At 48.6% G+C, this 18,997-nt stretch carries 16 protein-coding genes; 11 read left to right on the top strand and 5 right to left on the bottom strand.

Going from position 1 to position 18,997, the window contains the following annotated elements:
• Positions 1-32: 32 nt before the first annotated feature.
• From ligA to BLS44_RS09410, 8 genes are all read left to right on the top strand, one after another.
• Positions 33-2,129 carry an NAD-dependent DNA ligase LigA gene (ligA, locus tag BLS44_RS09440; protein WP_090389823.1) on the top strand — a complete coding sequence of 699 codons (2,097 nt, stop codon included), beginning with the start codon at positions 33-35 and terminating at the stop codon, positions 2,127-2,129.
• Positions 2,130-2,630: 501 nt separating this feature from the next.
• Positions 2,631-3,476: an ABC transporter ATP-binding protein gene (locus BLS44_RS09435; protein ID WP_090389822.1), complete on the top strand. Its 846-nt coding sequence runs from the start codon at positions 2,631-2,633 to the stop codon at positions 3,474-3,476.
• A complete protein-coding gene (locus tag BLS44_RS09430; protein WP_090389821.1) occupies positions 3,473-4,264 on the top strand; it encodes a hypothetical protein in 792 nt (263 codons plus the stop codon). Before BLS44_RS09435 ends, BLS44_RS09430 begins: the two co-directional genes overlap by 4 nt.
• 5 nt (positions 4,265-4,269) lie before the next feature.
• Complete coding sequence (locus BLS44_RS09425; protein ID WP_090389820.1) at positions 4,270-4,647, top strand: GntR family transcriptional regulator; 378 nt, start codon at positions 4,270-4,272, stop codon at positions 4,645-4,647.
• A complete protein-coding gene (locus BLS44_RS26500) occupies positions 4,637-4,810 on the top strand; it encodes a hypothetical protein (RefSeq protein ID WP_176954366.1) in 174 nt (57 codons plus the stop codon). Before BLS44_RS09425 ends, BLS44_RS26500 begins: the two co-directional genes overlap by 11 nt.
• A gap of 268 nt (positions 4,811-5,078) precedes the next feature.
• Positions 5,079-5,747, top strand: coding sequence for a DUF2461 domain-containing protein (locus tag BLS44_RS09420; protein WP_090389999.1), 669 nt, complete (start codon positions 5,079-5,081; stop codon positions 5,745-5,747).
• Between the two features lie 122 nt (positions 5,748-5,869).
• The gene (locus tag BLS44_RS09415; protein ID WP_090389819.1) at positions 5,870-7,717 is read left to right on the top strand and encodes an amidophosphoribosyltransferase; all 1,848 of its coding nucleotides are present in this window, start codon (positions 5,870-5,872) and stop codon (positions 7,715-7,717) included.
• A gap of 68 nt (positions 7,718-7,785) precedes the next feature.
• Entirely contained in the window at positions 7,786-8,139 is a 354-nt protein-coding gene (locus tag BLS44_RS09410; protein WP_090389818.1) for a hypothetical protein, read from the top strand.
• 36 nt (positions 8,140-8,175) lie between these two features.
• On the opposite strand, the gene BLS44_RS09405 is transcribed toward BLS44_RS09410, so the two are convergent.
• The 3 genes from BLS44_RS09405 to BLS44_RS09395 form a co-directional block, all read right to left on the bottom strand.
• Positions 8,176-9,342, bottom strand: a complete 1,167-nt coding sequence (locus tag BLS44_RS09405) for a multiheme c-type cytochrome (RefSeq protein WP_090389817.1) — start codon at positions 9,340-9,342, stop codon at positions 8,176-8,178.
• 159 nt (positions 9,343-9,501) lie between these two features.
• Complete coding sequence (locus tag BLS44_RS09400) at positions 9,502-11,229, bottom strand: RagB/SusD family nutrient uptake outer membrane protein (protein WP_090389816.1); 1,728 nt, start codon at positions 11,227-11,229, stop codon at positions 9,502-9,504.
• 25 nt (positions 11,230-11,254) lie between these two features.
• Positions 11,255-14,425: a SusC/RagA family TonB-linked outer membrane protein gene (locus BLS44_RS09395; RefSeq protein WP_245729164.1), complete on the bottom strand. Its 3,171-nt coding sequence runs from the start codon at positions 14,423-14,425 to the stop codon at positions 11,255-11,257.
• Positions 14,426-14,701: 276 nt separating this feature from the next.
• Here BLS44_RS09395 and BLS44_RS09390 point away from each other — a divergent pair, with 276 nt between their 5' ends.
• Positions 14,702-15,190: a SixA phosphatase family protein gene (locus BLS44_RS09390; protein WP_090389814.1), complete on the top strand. Its 489-nt coding sequence runs from the start codon at positions 14,702-14,704 to the stop codon at positions 15,188-15,190.
• A 20-nt stretch (positions 15,191-15,210) separates the two neighbouring features.
• Here the strand turns inward: BLS44_RS09390 and BLS44_RS09385 are convergent, their stop codons facing one another.
• The gene (locus BLS44_RS09385; protein WP_245729163.1) at positions 15,211-16,236 is read right to left on the bottom strand and encodes a glycosyltransferase; all 1,026 of its coding nucleotides are present in this window, start codon (positions 16,234-16,236) and stop codon (positions 15,211-15,213) included.
• 63 nt (positions 16,237-16,299) lie between these two features.
• Between BLS44_RS09385 and BLS44_RS09380 the strand changes: the two genes are divergently transcribed.
• Together BLS44_RS09380 and BLS44_RS09375 are read left to right on the top strand one after the other, a co-directional pair.
• Positions 16,300-16,671 carry a hypothetical protein gene (locus BLS44_RS09380; RefSeq protein ID WP_245729162.1) on the top strand — a complete coding sequence of 124 codons (372 nt, stop codon included), beginning with the start codon at positions 16,300-16,302 and terminating at the stop codon, positions 16,669-16,671.
• A 61-nt stretch (positions 16,672-16,732) separates the two neighbouring features.
• Positions 16,733-17,221, top strand: coding sequence for a YqgE/AlgH family protein (locus tag BLS44_RS09375; RefSeq protein WP_090389811.1), 489 nt, complete (start codon positions 16,733-16,735; stop codon positions 17,219-17,221).
• Positions 17,222-17,332: 111 nt separating this feature from the next.
• Here the strand turns inward: BLS44_RS09375 and BLS44_RS09370 are convergent, their stop codons facing one another.
• Positions 17,333-18,886 (bottom strand): Rne/Rng family ribonuclease, encoded by a 1,554-nt coding sequence (locus BLS44_RS09370; protein WP_090389810.1) that lies wholly within the window; start codon positions 18,884-18,886, stop codon positions 17,333-17,335.
• Between the last annotated feature and the right edge of the window lie 111 nt (positions 18,887-18,997).

Genomic DNA, 18,997 nt, shown 5'->3' with positions numbered 1-18,997 from the left:
GCAGTTAGGTTTTTAAATCCGAAATTGCGCCTATGTATACAAAGGAAGAAATACTGGCGCTGCAGGAACAGACCCGTTCCTTTTTAAAAGAAGGAAAACAGCTGCCGGCAACACCGGAAGAACTGGAAGCCCTGCGGAATGTGTTGCGTTTTCATGAGCATCGCTACTATGTACAGGATGACCCGCTGCTGGCCGATACGGAATATGACCTCCTTTATAAAATGCTGGAGGCGGTTGAAAAGGATCAGCCCGACTGGGTTACAAAAGATTCGCCGACCCAGCGGGTTGGCAAAAGCCTGAACGGCAATTTTGTAACGGTACAGCACTTGGTGCCCATGCTTTCGCTGGACAACTCTTATAACAGCGATGATCTTAAAGATTTTGACCGGAAAGTGCTGCAGTTATCCAAGAGGGATAAAATCACTTACTGTGTAGAGCCCAAATTTGACGGCGGAAGTATTTCATTGATCTACGAAAATGACCTGCTGGTAAGAGGTGCTACCCGGGGCAATGGAGTAGAAGGCGATGAGATCACCACCAATGTCAGGCAGATCCGGAGCGTACCGCTTTCTGCGGCATTCGGCAGGTACGGGATCCAGCAGATCGAAATACGGGGTGAAGTACTGATCAATAAGAACAATTTCAAAAAATACAACGAGGAACTTACAGAAAAAGGACTGGCTCCCCTGGCCAATCCCCGCAATGCGGCATCCGGTACACTCCGGATCAAAGACCCTGCGGAAGTACGGCGGCGCAACCTGGAGGCGTTTGTATATCATATCAGCGATTATACATTATTGCCCGGGCAGGCGCTCCCCGAGGCGCTGCAAACGCATGAAGGATCGCTGAAACTGCTGTGGGAGCTGGGTTTCCGAAGCCCTGTAAAAGAGCTGAAGACCTTTGACCGGATCGAAGAGGTTATTGACCACTGCCTCGAATTTGAAACAGAAAGAGACCAGTTACCCTATGAGATCGATGGAATGGTGATCAAGGTCAATACCATCGATGTACAGGAGCAATTGGGCATGACCTCCCATCACCCCCGCTGGGCCATCGCTTTTAAATTTAAAGCCCGGCAGGCTACCAGCAAACTGCTGGAGGTAAAATTCCAGGTAGGCCGCACCGGTTCCATTACACCGGTAGCCAAAATTGAACCCGTTTTTATCGGGGGCGTTACGGTAAGCTCCATATCCCTGTTCAACGAAGAAGTGATCAGGGAAAAGAACCTGATGATCGGCGATACCGTTCTGGTAGAACGCGCCGGGGACGTGATCCCTTATATTGTGAAATCACTGGAAGCGCTGAGAACAGGTGCAGAAACGCCCATTTTGTTTCCAAAGGATTGCCCCATCTGCAGCAGTCCCCTGTTTAAAGAAGAAGGAGAAGCCGTTTGGCGTTGCATCAATATTGAATGCCCCGCACAGGTGGTGGAGCGCATGATCCACTTTGTGAGTAAGGACGCGCTGGACATCCGCGGCTTCGGGGAGGCCAACGTTCGCAAGTTTTATGAACTCGGCTGGCTGAAAGACATTCCGGGTATTTATAAACTGGATTTTGAAAAACTGGGCACACTGGAAGGGTTTGGGAAAAAATCCATTGACAACCTGCAGCAGGCCATTGAAAAAAGTAAGGAACAACCCCTGCACCGTATCCTCTTTGGGCTGGGTATCCGCTTTGTAGGTGAAACCACCGCCAAAGTGCTGGCCAATAAGGTAGGCCACCTGCTGGAGTTAAAAAACTTTTCGCAGGAGGAGCTGCAGGACCTGGAGGATATCGGTCCAAAAGTGGCCGGCAGTATCGTGCATTTCTTCAGCACCAGCTCCAATATTGAAATGATCAAAGAACTGGAGGCCCTGGGCATACAGTTGACCAATACCCATAAACAACTGGCTGCCGCAGGGGCCCTTGCCGGTCAGACCTTTTTATTCACCGGCACACTACCCACTTTAAAACGCAGTGAAGCTGAAGCAATGGCCGAAGCCCAGGGCGGAAAGATCCTCGGCGGGGTCAGCGCTAAACTGAACTACCTGGTGGTTGGGGAGGATGCAGGCAGCAAACTGGAAAAGGCAAAAAAGATCAATACGGTAAAGATCATTTCAGAAGCAGAGTTTTTGAAGATGGTGGAATAGGTAATAGCCACAGAGATCTGCAAACACTGAAGCCTGCTGAGAGCATTCTATGATCAAACGCAGAGATATGGAAATTTGAAGATGTAGATCCCCGACACTGGCATAGCCGTAAAGTTAAAGATAGCGCCGTTTCCATAAAATGTAGCACGCATAAGTCTTATGATAGCAAACAGGCGCCGCACACCGCAAATCTAGTAACAGGAACTTCCGGGGAGCCACAACGTGGCGGGAATCTTTTTGAGGGAGACTTATATTGCCGGTCCGCGGCAGCCTTGCCTTCGGCCACTGAATGCTTACAATCAACCTGACGCATAGGCGAATGTTCAGAACACAAATCTTTTGTATTCCGTCCTTATAGTTATTGTGGAAGAACTACGGGGAGCCATAAAGATTCGATGCCTCAGTGCCTCAACTACCACCCCAAAAAATAAATTTGGCAGATCCGGCTCTAACGTTTTATATTTGCAGTGTACTATTTAATTAATACACTAAAACAGTAGTATGATTGCTTTAAAAGAAGTTTCGTTTACTTACAATAAGACCCGCGTCCTCGAAGGAGTAACGGAGGTCTTTAACCCGGGGCAGATCTATGGCCTGCTGGGCGATAACGGGGTGGGAAAGACCACTTTGCTCAAACTCATGACCGGCCTCCTGTTTCCGCAGGCAGGAACCATAACAGTACAGGGATCAGTGCCGCAATACCGGCACCCTTCCTTTCTCCGGTCCGTTTTCTTTGTTCCGGATACTGCTTTTTTTCCCGGAATCACCATTGCCCAATACGTTGAGGGATATGCCCCCTTTTATCCTCAGTTCAGTAAAAAACAATTCATCCATTGTCTCACTGCTTTCAATATCGGGTACGACAATGATATAGAAGCCCTCAGTTTCGGTCAAAAGAAAAAGCTGCTGCTCAGTTTTGCCCTGGCGGCCAATACGCCTTACCTCTTCCTGGATGAACCCACCAATGGACTGGATATCCTGTCCCGGGCCGCATTTAAAGAACTGCTCCCGGGTTATATTGACGAAACAAAATGTGTCATCATCAGCACCCACCAGGTAAATGACCTCAGCAACCTGCTGGACCATGTTTCGATCCTCCGGAAGGGACGGCTCATTTTTTCGCAATCCATAGAGGCCATTTCCCGGCAGCTTTTGTTTGGCAACGAAGCAGCTCCCGGGGCAGAGATCCTGTTTGCAGAAGACAATCTCCGGGGGCGGGCAACGCTTACGGGCAATAACAGCGGTTACCCTTCAGGAGTCAATCTTGAAATGCTGTATAAGGCCGTAATGACCAATGGAGAAAAGATCAACCAGCTTTTTGCACACACCCAAAATATCGCTATATGAATGAAACATTCAGCACTCAACGCTTTCTTTTACTATTAAAAAAAGAATGGACCGAGAACCGGAGGCAGTACATCCTCAGTGTCATTGCCCTCTTCCTGCTGCTCAACATCATCCTCCTGCTGCAGGTCTACCTGAGAGGGAACCGGGTCTACAGCCCCGACAACTTCCTGCTCATTGCGCTTACCGTTCTTTGCGTTTTGGGCACCACCTATGCTATAACCACTTTTCAGAAATACCGGGCCCGGGAAAGCGCCGTCTTCGAGCTGGGCATACCCGCATCTGCTGCCGAAAAGCTCTTCCTGGAGCTGGTAAAGAATGTACTCGTATTCAACCTCACCCTTATCCTCCTGTTTAAGGCCACTGATGCACTTTACACCTGGATAGCCACCAATCAGCTCGCATCCATTGGTTATGTAGCGCCCGGTAAGGACTACCAGGAAAGACAGCTCGGTCTCTTTGCACCCTTTTTAGCGGTACAGGGCTGGTTCATCTATTGCTCCTTGCAATTCAGGAAACAAACCTACCTGATCGCCATCATTGTTACCGCTGTGACGATCACACTGCTGATGAAATTTGCGAACACGATCCCCACATTCTGGAAGATTCCCAACTGGTCTTTTTCAAATCCTGATTTTCAAAAGACTTATATTTCGATGGCCAGTAAAACGGATCCGTATATAGAGAACAGTTTCCTGATAAACCTGCTGAGAGCCTTCTATATGTTTGGCTGGGGCCCCCTGTTTTACTGGGCCACTTATTTTAAACTAAAAGAAACACAGGCTAAATAACGATCATGAACTTTAATAATAACCAGCCGATATACCTGCAGATCGTGGACTTTATCTGCGAAAAGATCCTGCTTGCTGTATGGAAGCAGGAGGAAAAGATCCCCAGTGTAAGGGAACTGGCCGTGCAGTTATCCGTAAACCCCAATACGGTGGCCCGCAGCTATGATTTTTTACGAAGCCAGGAGATCATTACAGACAAAAGAGGGATCGGTTATTTTATAAGTGCCAATGGCATACAGCAGGCGAAACAATACCGGCGGAACCTGTTTATTGAGCAGGAGCTGCCGCTGCTGGCACGAACCCTTCACATGCTGGATATAGCCCCGGACGAGCTGGATCAATTATTGACCCGATACAAACAAAAATTACAATATGAAAAATAGTGCTAAAATCTTACTGCTGATCCTGGTCCTTTTATTTACTGTGCCGGTATTATTTTATAAAGTGGTGCTGAATAAAGTAAAAGCAGACCGGCCGGATATCTATAAAGCCCTGACCGAAAACAGGCGGGTCATCGATGAGGCCACTGAGGTGCTGAAACACTGAGCTCCCTTTGCTCAGCGCCCGGGGCTGAGCCTCCCTCTTTTCCCCGGATACTCAGGGCACAGGTAGCTCAAAAATTTCCATGTTCCAAACCACCGGAACGCTAAAATACAGAAGCATCCGGGTTTCTGAATTAAAAATGCCGGGTTGTGCGGGGACTTTGTGTAACGAAAGAACAAAAACCGCACTCCTGGATGCCGGTATATGGGAATAAAAAACCAGTGCTTCAGTGGCTCTGTGGCTATTGAAGAAATCGCTTAACTTTATGGCTATGATCCAGAAAGCTACATTAACATTTTTAGAAGCACTCAAATACCATAATAATAAACCCTGGTTTGATGCGCACCGGAAGGAATATGAAGCCGCCCGCGAAGATTTTGCAGGGTTTGTGGATACCCTGATCGCTGCCTTTGGCAAAACCGAACCTTCGATCTTACATCTGAAGGCAAAAGATTGTCTGTTCCGGATCAACCGGGATGTGCGTTTTTCCAAAAACAAAGAACCCTATAAATCCAATTTTGGCGCCTATATCAATGCCGAAGGGAAAAAATCAGTAAAGGCAGGGTATTACTTCCACCTGGAGCCGGGGGCAAGTTTTACCGGGGGCGGCCTCTGGCAGCCGATGTCTGCAGAACTGGCCAGGGTACGGCAGGAGATCGATTATAACCTGCCGGAATTTGAAAAGATCCTCGGGGCAAAAAAATTTAAGGATACATATGGCTCCCTTGCCGTGGAAGAGGGGCAGGTCCTTTCGAGAGTACCCAAAGGGTACGAACCGGATAACCCCGCAGCCACCTACCTGAAGTATAAAAGCTATACGGCCCTGGCCAACCTCCCGGATACCGAACTGGTTGCCAGATCCTTACTAAGCACCACGGTAAAAGCCTTCCAGGCCCTGCAGCCCATGATCGCGTTCCTTAACCGCGGTATTGACGCATAACAAACGTTTCTTAGGGATCCGCACCCAGCCTGCGGCATGGTAAAATAAAGCAACAGGTTAACCTATATTAAGCAATCTTTAAATTTCAAAATCGTAACTTTGCATTTCTTTTTTGTATTGTTATGAGTGATCCCATAAAACATGAATGCGGCCTTGCTTTTATACGGCTCCGCAAGCCTTTTTCCCATTATTTAAAACAGCATGGAACCGTAATGTGGGGGCTGAATAAGCTCTACCTGCTGATGGAAAAACAACATAACCGCGGACAGGACGGAGCAGGTATTGCCAGCATCAAATTAAATGTAGAACCAGGCTATCCCTTTCTGCACCGGATGCGCAGTGCCGAACCACAGGCCATTTCCGGCCTGTTTAAAAACATTGCCGACGAAGTGGATGAACTGTGCCGCTACAACCCGGACGCGCTGAAGCACCCGGGCCTGATGAAGGGCCATATCAAGTTCCTGGGGGAACTGCTGCTGGGTCACCTGCGCTACGGTACGCAGGGAAAAAACAACGCCGATTTCTGTCACCCGTTTATTAAAAGAAACACGGTACCGGGTCGCAACCTGGCCCTCGCAGGCAACTTCAACCTGGTCAATACCAATGAGCTCTTCGAAAAGTTAAATATTATTCCCGGAACCTTTCAAAAACAAAGCGACCTGGCCGCTATGATGGAGATCGTACATCATTACCTGATCGAAGCTGATAAAAAAAGCCCGGGTAATGTGGATATCAAAAGCGTATTGCAGGAAGTGATCCCGATGTTCGACGGAGGATTTGCCGTAGGCGGATTGACCGGGGAAGGCATCGGCTTTGTATTCAGGGACCGGCACGGCATACGCCCCTGCTATTATTATATCGACGATGAGGTGATCGTTGCAGCCTCCGAGCGCTCGGCCATCCGCACCACCTTCAACGTAGGAGAAAACGAAGTAAAAGAACTGATGCCGGGCAACGCACTGATGGTGCAGGCAAACGGCACATATGAAATAGCAGAAGTGGTCACTCCCGGCGAACGCAGGGCCTGCAGCTTTGAACGCATTTATTTCTCCCGTGGCAGCGACGAAAAAATTTACAAGGAACGGAAAGCACTTGGCCTGAACCTGAGCGAGCAGGTTTTGAATGCGATCGACTTTGATCTAAAAAACACCATCTTTTCCTATATACCCAATACCGCGGAAGTAGCTTTTTTGGGTCTGCACAAAGGGATGAACCTGTACCTGAACAAAATAAAAACAGAACGGATCCTTAGCTGGGGCAAAGATTTTGATGAGGAGAAACTGAGCGAAATGGTCAACCGCCGCATCCGGATCGATAAGATTGCGATCAAAGATGTGAAGATGCGCACGTTTATTACCGAAGATGCCAGCCGTAACGAAATGGTACAGCACGTTTATGACATCACCTACGGCACCGTGCGCCCGGGCATCGATACTATAGTGGTCATCGATGACTCGATCGTAAGAGGTACCACGCTCAAAGAAAGCATTATCAAGATGCTTTCGCGGCTAAAACCCAAAAAGATCATCGTGGTTTCCTCCTGTCCGCAGATCCGCTACCCGGACTGCTACGGGATCGACATGAGTAAAATGGGCGATTTTATTGCCTTTAATGCCGCTGTAAATGTGCTGAAGGACCAGGGAAAAGAATCCCTGCTGAATGAGCTGCTGCAACGCTGTAAGGAGCTGAAGGAACAAAACCTCCTCCATACGGAAAACGTGGTGAAGCAGCTCTACAAGAGTAGTACAGTGGATGAGATCACGGAAAAGATCGCTGAAATGATCACGCCGGCCGGTTTGAACATCCCGGTACAGGTGATCTTCCAAAGCATTGAAGACCTTCACAAAGCCTGCCCCGGCAACCTGGGCGACTGGTATTTTACCGGCGATTACCCTACAGAGGGAGGTAACCGTGTAGTGAACCAGGCCTTTATGAATTATATGGAAGGAAAGAATGAACGGGGATATTAAAGACATGAAAAATGGAGCATAAGAAACAATGGCAGGGCTCCGTTTGAAAATTGTAGCGGTTTTAATTGATGAAAACGTTAATATCAATTCTGGCAGTTTTTTTTGTTACTGTAACACCCTTAACCGTTAAATCACAGTTTAAAATTAATAGCGACTCCGCTATCAGAGGTTTTTCGGGTTGTTATTACGCAGGCAATGATGAATACGGCCTTCTTAAGCTAAACCCCGATAGAACATTTACATGGACAAGAGAAAAGACCGCCAGGGGAACCTGGAAAATGAAAAAGGTATTTGGAATACCATTTCCTGCTGAAATTATTATATTAAAATACCCGACAAAGAAAAAAGAGCGGTATGAAATTTCGGAAAAAACAATTTACATTGGTGAAAAACTGTATATGAGTCGGGTTCCGTGTAAATAAGCTCATGAAATATGTGGCTTATGATGGTCCGTTTTACTACTTCCCCGCTGATTCCGGATATATTGCAATCCGGTGCGTCCTGAGGCGATAGGAAATACCGCTTTGCTCCGCGCTGTTATTAAAATCCAGGCTTTTTGATGCCTGCAGCGGCATGTGGCAACTGATACAATCGTTGTTGGCACTGCGCATTGCAACAGCATGATCTGATTTTAAATGGCAGGACATGCAGCGCTGCACAAATACGGCCTGCATATTGCCTTCGTTTTTATGGGTGTCGTGACAACTGGTGCATGTAAGGTTGCTTTGCAGGAAACACTGGCTCTGCATCAGTGACTGCATCTGCATCCCATGGGCATCCGGGTTGGTTGCAGCTCCCGGGTAATACATATAATAGTTCGACAAAGAATCTCCCGGCACAAAAGCAAAGATCGATCTAAGGGTTACCGGGTCCCCGGAATGGCAGGTACCGCAAAGATCCAGCTGCTGCTGCCGGCTCAGGGATCGAATGGCTGTTATAAACTGAGGCCGCTTTTCCTGCGGGTGCTCCTGGTGAAATGCTACGTGTTGCGCAGCAGGACCATGGCAACGCTCACAATCAATTCCGTAAATGACGGAGCCGGCGTCGATCTTTTCGGTATAGCGCATTCCCTGCTCCAGGCTTTTTTTAACCGCGGCATATGAGCTATGGCACTCCATACAACGGCCTACAATAAGCCGCGAATAGTCCGGATGATCTGCAGGCAAACCCGGGCTGTTTGTCCAGCGTTTTAATTCCGACAGGTACGTAAGCGGCAACTGGTGCAGCTGATCCTCCTTCCAATAGCCGAAGGTCCATGCTTTTTCACCGGATCCGAAAGCAACGTCCATTGATTCGCTGGCGGCCTGTTTCCCGTTCAGCATATAAACCTGTGCTGCCTTTTTATCCACAGCCTCCAGGAGCACCAGCTGACCGTTTGGAAAACGGACGGTATCGTTGAGCGATGTGATTACTTTTTTAACCGCATCAACAGCTGTTTCCGAAGACGTTCTAAAATGATTGGCATGTACAAAATCAGCTGCAATTCCCCGGTGGCATTGTCCACAGGTTCCGGAGCCTGCGTATGCCGTGCCCCTGGGGTCATTACCCGAATGGTACAGGCTGGTACAGGTAAACAGGCATATCGAAAGGCCTGCCAGGAAAAGGAGTGCTGTAATTATTTTCAAACGGAGTATTTTATCGTTTTATGTAAACGAATGTACTCTATTTCCCGTGCATCACCGCGGTTGCGGCAATTTGCCGGTACCGGCTGTTTTACCCGATAAAAAGAGGGTGTTCCCGTTTTTTGAAACACCCTCCTGTATCGATTACCCGGTTATCTGCCGTTACTGGTTCTGTTTCAGGATCCCCTGCGCACGGTCGATCTGCTCCTGGGGAATGCGCATTCCCTTATCCCAATCGGGGTAGGAGAACGCTGCCGGCTGAGACGATGCCACATACTGCCTTTCAAAGGTCCTGTAGGATTCCAGCACATCTTTGGCCGTGCCCCAGCGTACCAGGTCATAATACCGGTGCCCTTCCAGGGCCAGCTCCAGCCTTCGTTCAAACCGCACCGCCTTCCGCGCATAATCCTGGCTTCCAAAGGAGGGATAGGTTCCTATTTTATAAACGGCAGCCGGCTGCCCGGAGCCAGTCAACACAGGTGCTAATGCCTTTGCACGTGTACGCACCTGGTTGACCCAGGTTTTTGCAGCATCCAGGTCATTCGTTTCCACGGCGCATTCGGCCGCCATCAGGTACACATCGGACAAACGGATGATATTGATGTTTTGCGCATTGAGGTAATTGGCCCCGTTGGCCACATTGCCGCTGAAATCGGCCTGGTTGATCGACTGTTTAACCGCTACAAAGGGCCCGGCAAATGCCTGGTCACGTATCCAGCCGGGAACCAGTTCACCCCAGTCGCGGTACCGTACCTGTCTCCTTCCTACCGTATAATCCAGCCGGGGATCAAAGACCAGGGTTACATCCAGCTGATAATTATCAAGCTCCGTACCACTCAATCCCTGGTCTGACTTGTAGGGGTTAGTCCTGTAAGTGCCCTCTAAAAAAGGCAACCCGTTCGCATCTACTTTAAACGCATTCACGAGGTCAATAGAGGGCTGAAAAAAGCCGCAGCAGCCACCCGGCGAATTCCCGTAAAGCCCGGCCAGCATATCGCCCACATTGGCATTATCACCGCTGCCGTCCGCATTAATCTTGCTTTGAGACACCAGGATCCCTTCATCCCCGTTCTTTCCTTTAATGTTAAAGTTTGCATTAAAGTCGAGGCCGGTCAGGGCAGGTTTTTTGGTAATGACATCCTTAAACAGCGGCAAGGCATCCGTATACTTTTTCTGGTAGAGGTATAGCTTGCCCAGGTAGGATTCCGCTGCATATTTATCTACGCGACCTACCTCACCCAACGGCTTGGAGTAATCTGCCGGAAGACCGGCCATGGCAGCTTTAAAATCGGCTTCGATCATCGGGAACACATCCTTGTCATTCGTCACCTGCGTAGCCTCCTGGGTGGTCATGTTCTCATCGATATAGGGAACGTTCTTAAACAACCTGGCCAGGAAAAAATAATAGTGCCCCCGCAGCATTTTTGCTTCTGCAGCTATTTGCGTGGCACGCTCATCGGAGAATTTGTCACTACCACCGTTTTGCACTGCAGCAAGGAGCCTGAGCGTGGTATTGCAACGGGTTACCCCTTCGTAATATACCCGCCACATAACAGGCAGGTTATCATTGGACGGGTTCACGTTATGCAGTTCAATATCACTCATGGGCGACTGGTCCGAACTGTTGCTGCCCTTGTGTGCATTGTCGGCAGCTACCTCCCCAAACAGCCACTGGCTGGGGCCGCTGGAATAGTTACCCCAGGTGCCACTGATGTTCCCGTTCATAATGCCATAAGCGCCAATCAGCGCAGCCTCCACTCCCTGGGTGTTCATTAACTGGTCTTCGGAAAGTGCCCCCTGGGGTTTGGCATCCAGGAACCCTTTTCCACAGGAATAGAATATGGCCAGAACCGAAAGGAGCAATATCGATTTATATAGTTTCTTTGTCATACAATACGATTTTTAAAGTCAATGTTTAGAATGTAACGTTTAAACCAACCAGGTACTGACGGGATATTGGATACATTCCCAGGTCTACCCCCGGAGCCGCATAGGTTCCCGGAGAAGAAGTAACTTCAGGATCCAGGCCGCTGTATTTGGTAATGGTAAACAGGTTGGTACCACTTACATATAACCGCAGGTTCCTGATCTTATCTTTCAGCGCGCCATTTATTTTGAAATTATAGCCGATCTGTGCCAATTTTAATTTCAGGTAGCTGCCATCCTGTACAAAATAGCTGTTGGACAGCATTTCGATAGAAGGCCGGCTCCTGTAAGGAGCAGGGATATCACTGTCGGGGTTCTGCGGGCTCCAGGCACTCAGCATCCGGTCGCTCACCGCACCGTCAAACAGGCTGAGGTCTGTGTACAGGCGTGTAAAATCAAAGATCTTGTTACCCTGCGAACCGTTAAATGCAAACGACACGTCAAAATTGCTATAGCTTGCATTCAGGTTCAGACCATAAATAAACTTCGGATGCGGACTGCCGATCATGGTCAGGTCATTATCATCAATGGTACCGCTTCCGTCAACATCTGCATAACGGAACCCGCCCAGGTGAGCGCCTGTCTGTTTTGCAGCGCCGGCAATTTCCTCAGCCGATTTAAAGAGGCCCTCAACCTTGTACCCGTAGAATGCGCCAAAGGGAAGCCCGGCCATGATCACCGAAGGAATTACTGAACGGTTGCTCAGCATGTTCACCTTTTTAATACCCGGCGCCAGTGACACCAGCTTATTGATGTTTCTCGAAACATTTACACCCGCGTCAAAAGTAAAGGGCTTATTGGCGGAACGGCTGGTATGGTGATAGTTCAGGACCAGTTCAAAACCCTTGTTGTTCATTTCACCAATGTTGACAAAGGGCGAAGATCCGCCGCCGATGGCCTGTGCCGGCAGGGCCAGCGGATAAAGCAGATCTACTGTTTTTTTGTTGTACACATCAAAAGATCCGTCCAACGCATGCTTCAGCAACGTAAAGTCGATCCCTACATTTAAGGACTGTGCCTGTTCCCATTTCACATCCGGGTTGGCATAGCCGGAGATCCATACACCGCTGGAAAGACTGCTTCCGTTAATAGGATAATAGGAATTATTGATAGCTGCCTGAAATAATTGCAGGTACTGAAAGTCGGGAATGCTCTGGTTACCGGTAACACCCCAACCGGCACGGAACTTCAGGTCATCTACCCAGGTCACACTTTTCATGAACCCTTCATTAGATACCCTCCAGGCAAAACTGACAGCCGGAAAATTCCCGTATTTATTACTGGGGTTGAACCTTGAAGAACCATCCCGGCGCAGGATCCCGGAGATCAGGTATTTATCCATGAACCCGTAATCCACCCTTCCAAAAACCGAATACAGCGAGCTGGGCTGGCTGATACTTGTACCATTGTTGGCAACGGGGGTAGAAGTTGCCGTATTCATATAATAATAGTTCATATCCCCCATCAGGAAATAACCGTTTGCAGAACCATTCAGATAACGCGCCCGCGCTCTCACGGCCTCCGTACCTACCATGGCGGTAAGATCATGCTTTTCATTAAACCGCTTTTTATAGGTAAGGGTGTTGGACCAGGTCCAATCGGTACCCCAGCCCATATTTTCACTGAAGGTATGGTTGTTATAGCTCCCCTCGGCACGTTCGGGGTTGGGATAGCCTACAGATACACCATTGTACGTTTCATAGCGCACCCCGTAAGTGGTTCTGAGGTGCAGGGCCTCCAGGATCTTAAGATCTCCATACACGCTTCCGAAGAACTGGTTGGAGGTACCCACATTATCCTTGGCGCGGTAAAGTGCCGCCATCGGGTTCTCTGCATTTCCGAGCAGGTTTCCGCGGCTGCCGCCAAAATTGCCCATGATATCATACACCGGGATGATGGTCTGGATCCGGTAGGCCCAGCCCATTGGAGACCCCTCACCCATATAGCTTCCGGCTGTATTTACATTGGTTGAAAAACCCTGGTTCTCGGTGCGGGAATACTGGATATTTTCTCCCAGCTGGAGCCGGTCGCCCAGCACCGTAAAATTACTATTGGAACGAATGGTGTACCGTTTGAACCCGGTGTATCTCACAACACCTTCCTGGTTCATATACCCGCCGCTGATGGCATAATTTGCATTTTGTCCGCCACCACTTACCGTAAGCTGGTAGTTCTGGATGGAGGCATTCTGCGTAATGGTCCGGTACCAGTCTGTACCCTGCTGGTTGGCCTTGGTGATCTGATAGAATGTTTTCCCATCCATGGAATAATTATACAGGGACGGGTTTACCATGGCTGCAGTAATTTTTTGTCCATATGTGCCACCGGCCAGCAAATATTCCGGCAGCGTAGGTTTGTTGGCATCCGTTCCGTAATAGTCGGTTTTCGTAGGATCCAGCCCTGCATTTTTATACCCTGTAAACAGGAATTCTGCAAACTGCTGCGGGTTCAGGTACTTGGGAAACCGGCTCCGGTTGGGGTTCTGGCTTCCATAATACATATCCAGGTTCACCCGGGGTGCCCCCGATTTTCCTTTCCTGGTGGTAACGATCACCACCCCGTTATTGGCACGGGCACCATAAATAGAAGCCGCAGAAGCATCTTTTAATACCTGCATGCTTTCGATATCACTGGAGTTCAGCCAGCTCAGCTTTCCCTGGTACGGCATCCCGTCAATAATATACAGGGGATCATTATTATTAATAGTACTGAAACCACGGATCCTGACCTGGGGAGTGGCACCCGGCGACCCGTCATTCACGATCTGCACCCCCGCGGCCTTACCCTGTAAGGCTTCCAGGGGACTGGCAGCAGGCTGCTGTTTCAGGTCCTTCATATCTACAACGGCCACAGAACCGGTAAGGTCCTTTTTGCGTGCAGTACCATAACCGATAACCACCACATCGGTTAAATTGGCAACGTCCGAGACCATTTGAACGGACATATCAGCGGACGCTTTTACGCTAAGCGTTTTAAACCCGACGCTCGAAAATTCCAGCTCATCGCCGGCTTTGGCAGCAATCAAAAATTTTCCTTCCGCATCCGTAGCAGCTCCCGAAGAGGAGCCCTTTAATACGACGGAAACATTGGGGATCGGTTTACCCTGATCATCTGTAACAGTGCCTGCAATGGTTTTTGTCTGACTAAAACCATTTAGCATAAAACCTGGACAAAAGAGCATGAGTAACAAGCAAAAAACCTTCATTCTTTTCATACAGCTTTTAAGTTTAGAATTTAAAAAAGAGGAGTGTGACCTACTCAAGGTAACATTTCTTTAACAAAAATTTTTTTTTTATTATGTACTAAAAACACGATATTCATTACTACCTGTACCCCATTTATCTACCCCCATCCACTCAAAAAAGAAGATTGTATCAACCATTTTATTTACTTAAACTTGTAGAGAATTTTTAATCACATTTTTGAAAACAGGTGCATGAAAACATTGATCATCATCCGGCATGCTAAAGCTGAGCAGGGCTTTGGAAAGGATATTGAACGAAAACTGACCGACAGGGGGCAGCGCAATGCCGCAAAGATGGCTGCGCTGCTTAAAGAAAAGGGCTACCGTATCGACAGGATCTTTTCCAGCAACTCGGAAAGGACCATGCAAACAACCCGCATCTTTGCTGAGGTACTCCGTATCCCCGGTAGCCATATCCGCTATTTTGAAAGCCTCTACCTCGCCGATGTGCTGGGCATTACAGAAACCATCGAATGGCTGCGGGAAGGCGAGAACATTCAAACGCTGGCCATTGTGGGCCATAACCCGGGCGTAACAAATTTTGTGAATGACCTCACTCATGCCGGGTTAGAGGGGCTGCCTACCTCCGGCGTGGCGGTCATGGAAGTTGTGATGGACGACTGGAGCAATTTTGATGCCGCAGAAAAGCGACTCGTGGAAACCTTTTCACCAAAAGACTGAACCGGCATTTTTCATTTGCATTAACCAGGCTTGCATTCATTTAAAAAACCTTCCACCGCCTGTTCTAAAACCGATCCCCCGTTGCGGTGCGGTAATATACAGTTCCTGTATTTTGCCTCCCCGAGCAATACCTCCATGTTGAACTGTTCCTGGGAACAGATCACAGCATGGTGCTGGCTGCCGAGCAGCTCTGCCAGGTATTCCTGCTCCGTTTGGCCCGGTGTAGGTACCAGTATGGGCCTGGCGCCTACCGCCTGCAGGTCCATCACCGAGCTGTAACCACTCCTGCATATAATATACGCCGCATCGCACATCAGCTGGTTCAGCTTTTGTGCCGGAAGATGGTCATAAACAACCGTAGAGCCGGGTACTGCAAGCGGTGGCCCTCCTCCGTTCGGCAACCCCCGCACCAGCACCGTTCCTGCTTTACAGGATGGCAGCTGCTCACACACGATCTTTTCAAACAGGGAACGCTGGGGTTCGGGACCGGAGAGCAGGATCAGCACCATTTCTTTTGCAACGGCACCTGGCAACAGTTGCATGCGGGATAGCGGGCCAATATACGCACAGGGGATTGCCGGCATTACCGCCGGATGCGAAAGAGCGCCGGCAAGGCCGGGTGCCTCCGGGTAATCCGGGATCCAGCAGCGGGAGAACCGCCCGATCCACCGGTAATTGATCCGCCGGGAAAGCGTTTCCATCATACGCCCTAACGGATTCCTGATCTTTAACTGGTGCGTGATAAAAACCGTTGGAATGCCGGCATGATACAGTCCAAACCGGTTATCGCTGATGACGCCATCAATGCTGTATTCCCTTACGATATCGCGGAGCCACCGGTTCTCGTTCCGGATAGCTTCTAAAATAGCCGGCGCCTGTTGTGCCAGGTTTATAACAAACCGGCTTCTCTTTGCTGTATAATGCACATTATATCCCTCCAGGTACTGGAAATCAATTTGGGAAAATTCCTTTTCCAGCAAACGAAGCTGCACCCGGTTACCGGCAGCCGTTACGCGGGCGCCTTGTTTTAATAGTTCATAAATCACTGGAATACATCTGGTTGTATGACCCAAACCCCAATCAAGCGGGGCTACTAATATGTGTTTTTTATGATGCTCCGGAGCCATGAATTACCGGTTCTTTATCAATCCCTGCAATACAAAAATATTCTTGCACCGGATCGGAAAAAATCTTATTTTTATAAATGTGAATGTCACATTTTTTTTGAAGATGGCAAAATGAACGATTATAGCCGCGATATTATCTTTCTGCTGAAAGAAAACGAATGCACTCCCGAATATATTGATCAGGAAGTACAGTTCGTGCATAAGGTGATCGCCTGTGTGGATACCGATGAAAACTTTTGTATCGCCCACGAACTCGTCAGCCGCAGCCGTATCACCAGCAAAAAAAGAAAGATCCTCCGGGCTATCAACAGGCCCCAGTTAAAAGCCTTCCATTTTTTGATCAATAAGAATTAGAAAGCCTGCTCCATTTCAAAAGCGTTCCATCCGGAACCCCGATTTTCTTTTACCAGCAACAATGAATATAACAACCGGTACTGTATTGGTAAGCACTCCATTAATGGATGATCCTAATTTTTTTAAGGTAGTACTGCTCATTACTGAGCACAACGAAAACGGAGCCATGGGCTTTGTGCTGAATAAACCGTTTCCAAGAACATTGAACGAGCTGGTGGAGTTCCGGCAATGTGCACCATTTAAATTATATGAAGGCGGGCCGGTTGACCAGGAGCATCTTTTTTTTATACACCGCCGCCCGGACCTTATAGAAGAAGGATTACCGGTAAGCCCGTCCGTTTACTCCGGGGGAAATTTTAAACAGGCAGTTATGCATATCAACGGGGATCCGGGATCAGATAAAGACCTGAAATTATTTATCGGCTACTGTGGCTGGGATACCGGCGAACTTGAAACGGAAATAGAAAAGGGTTTCTGGCGGATCAGTCCCGGTTCTGCAAACCTCCTCTTCAGTCCGGCAGAAGGGCTTTGGGAGGCCCTGATACGGTAACGTAAGATTTTGAATGAAAAAGTAAGGAAACCCGCTGGTTGTTCCGCAAACCTTCTTTCAACCCACTCATCACTGCGGCATCCCCTTATTTGTTATTCAATATGCTCCACTCTACATCTTGATCTCTTCTTCGTCGCTGTTAAAAAACCGGTACTCTACCAGCTGGTAGGTGGTGTTCTGTTCCAGCTTTATCTTCTGCCCGAACTTTTTGTTCCATTTTGCGAGCTTGCTGTTAAACCAGAAACCCTTGGTCAGGTACGCATAAACGATGGGGTTCACCACCAGTTTCAGGTCCTTATGTTTATGGGTGATCAGGTAACTGAGATTTTTTTCGATCTCATCTTCAAGGATCAGCGAGGAAGCTATTTTGCCGGTACCGTTACAGGTAGGGCAAATTTCCTGGGTATTGATGTTGACCTCCGGGCGCATCCGCTGCCGGGTGATCTGCATTAGCCCAAATTTTGAAATAGGAAGCACCGAATGCCGCGCGCGGTCCACCTTCATAAACTCCTCCATTTTTTCGTAGAGGGTCCGCTTATTCTCAGCCTGCTTCATGTCGATAAAATCCACCACGATGATACCGCCAATATCACGCAGCCGCAGCTGCCGCGATATTTCCTCAGCCGCCTCCAGGTTGGTCGCCAGCGCATTTTGCTCCTGGTTATTGCTTACATTCTTGTAGCCGCTGTTCACGTCAATTACATGCAGGGCCTCGGTATGTTCAATGATCAGGTAGGCGCCGCTGTTCAGGTTCACCGTTTTTCCAAAAGAAGCTTTTACCTGCTTGGTAATGCCAAACGAATCGAAGATCCCCCCCGGGCTTTGATAAAACGAAACGATCTCCGCCTTTTCCGGTGCAATCTTCTGGATATATTGCTTGGTTTCGGTGAAGATACTTTTCGAGTTCACTATAATGCGGTTAAAATCTGCATTCAGGAGATCTCTCAAAATACTGTTGGTCTTATTCTGCTCGCTCAGGATCTTGGCAGGGGCTACCGCGCCCTTTAGGTTTTGCTCAATGGTTTTCCAGGAGGTCACCAGGTTGGTCAGATCTTCATACAGCTCGGCGGTATTCTTCCCTTCTGCCGCTGTACGAACGATTACCCCAAAGTTTTTGGGTTTTACCGCCTCTACAATTTTTTGCAGCCGTTTCCTTTCCTCGGAGGAATGGATCTTTTTGGAAACCGCCACAATGTTGTTGAACGGGGTAATAACAATATACCGCCCGGGCAATGAAAGCTCACAGCTCAAACGGGGGCCCTTGGCAGCGATGGGCTCTTTTAAGATCTGGACAAGGATATGCGGCTTCCCGCTCAGTACTTCCGTGATCTTGCCGGTTTTTACAATTTCCGGCTCGATCTCAAATTTTGAAAAATCCATTGCCTGCTCGCCGCCCTGGTTCATCGCCAGCTGTGTAAATTTCAGCAGTGATTTTACGTAGGGACTCAGGTCTGTATAATGAAGGAACGCATCCTTCTCGTACCCCAGGTCAATAAATGCTGCGTTTAATCCGGGCATCAGTTTCTTTACCTTTCCCAGGTAAAGATCGCCCACGGCGAAACGGGAATCCGTTTTTTCACTATGCAGCTCTACCAGTTTGTTATCCTCAAGTAGGGCTATGTCCACACCCGTAGGCGTGGCATTAATAATAAGGTCTTTATTCATGAGAAACCACCATGAGTACTCATCTTGAAGTATATAAAGAAACGGTTAGCCAGAATAATGAGGGGGGCAAAATAATATTTTATGGCAGCAAACAGGATGGGTATGCTCTCA

Source organism: Niabella drilacis (genome assembly GCF_900101395.1).
In the GTDB taxonomy this organism is placed as follows: domain Bacteria; phylum Bacteroidota; class Bacteroidia; order Chitinophagales; family Chitinophagaceae; genus Niabella; species Niabella drilacis.
Note: the sequence above shows the minus strand (reverse complement) of the source record. Positions and strands in the feature narration are given on the sequence as shown.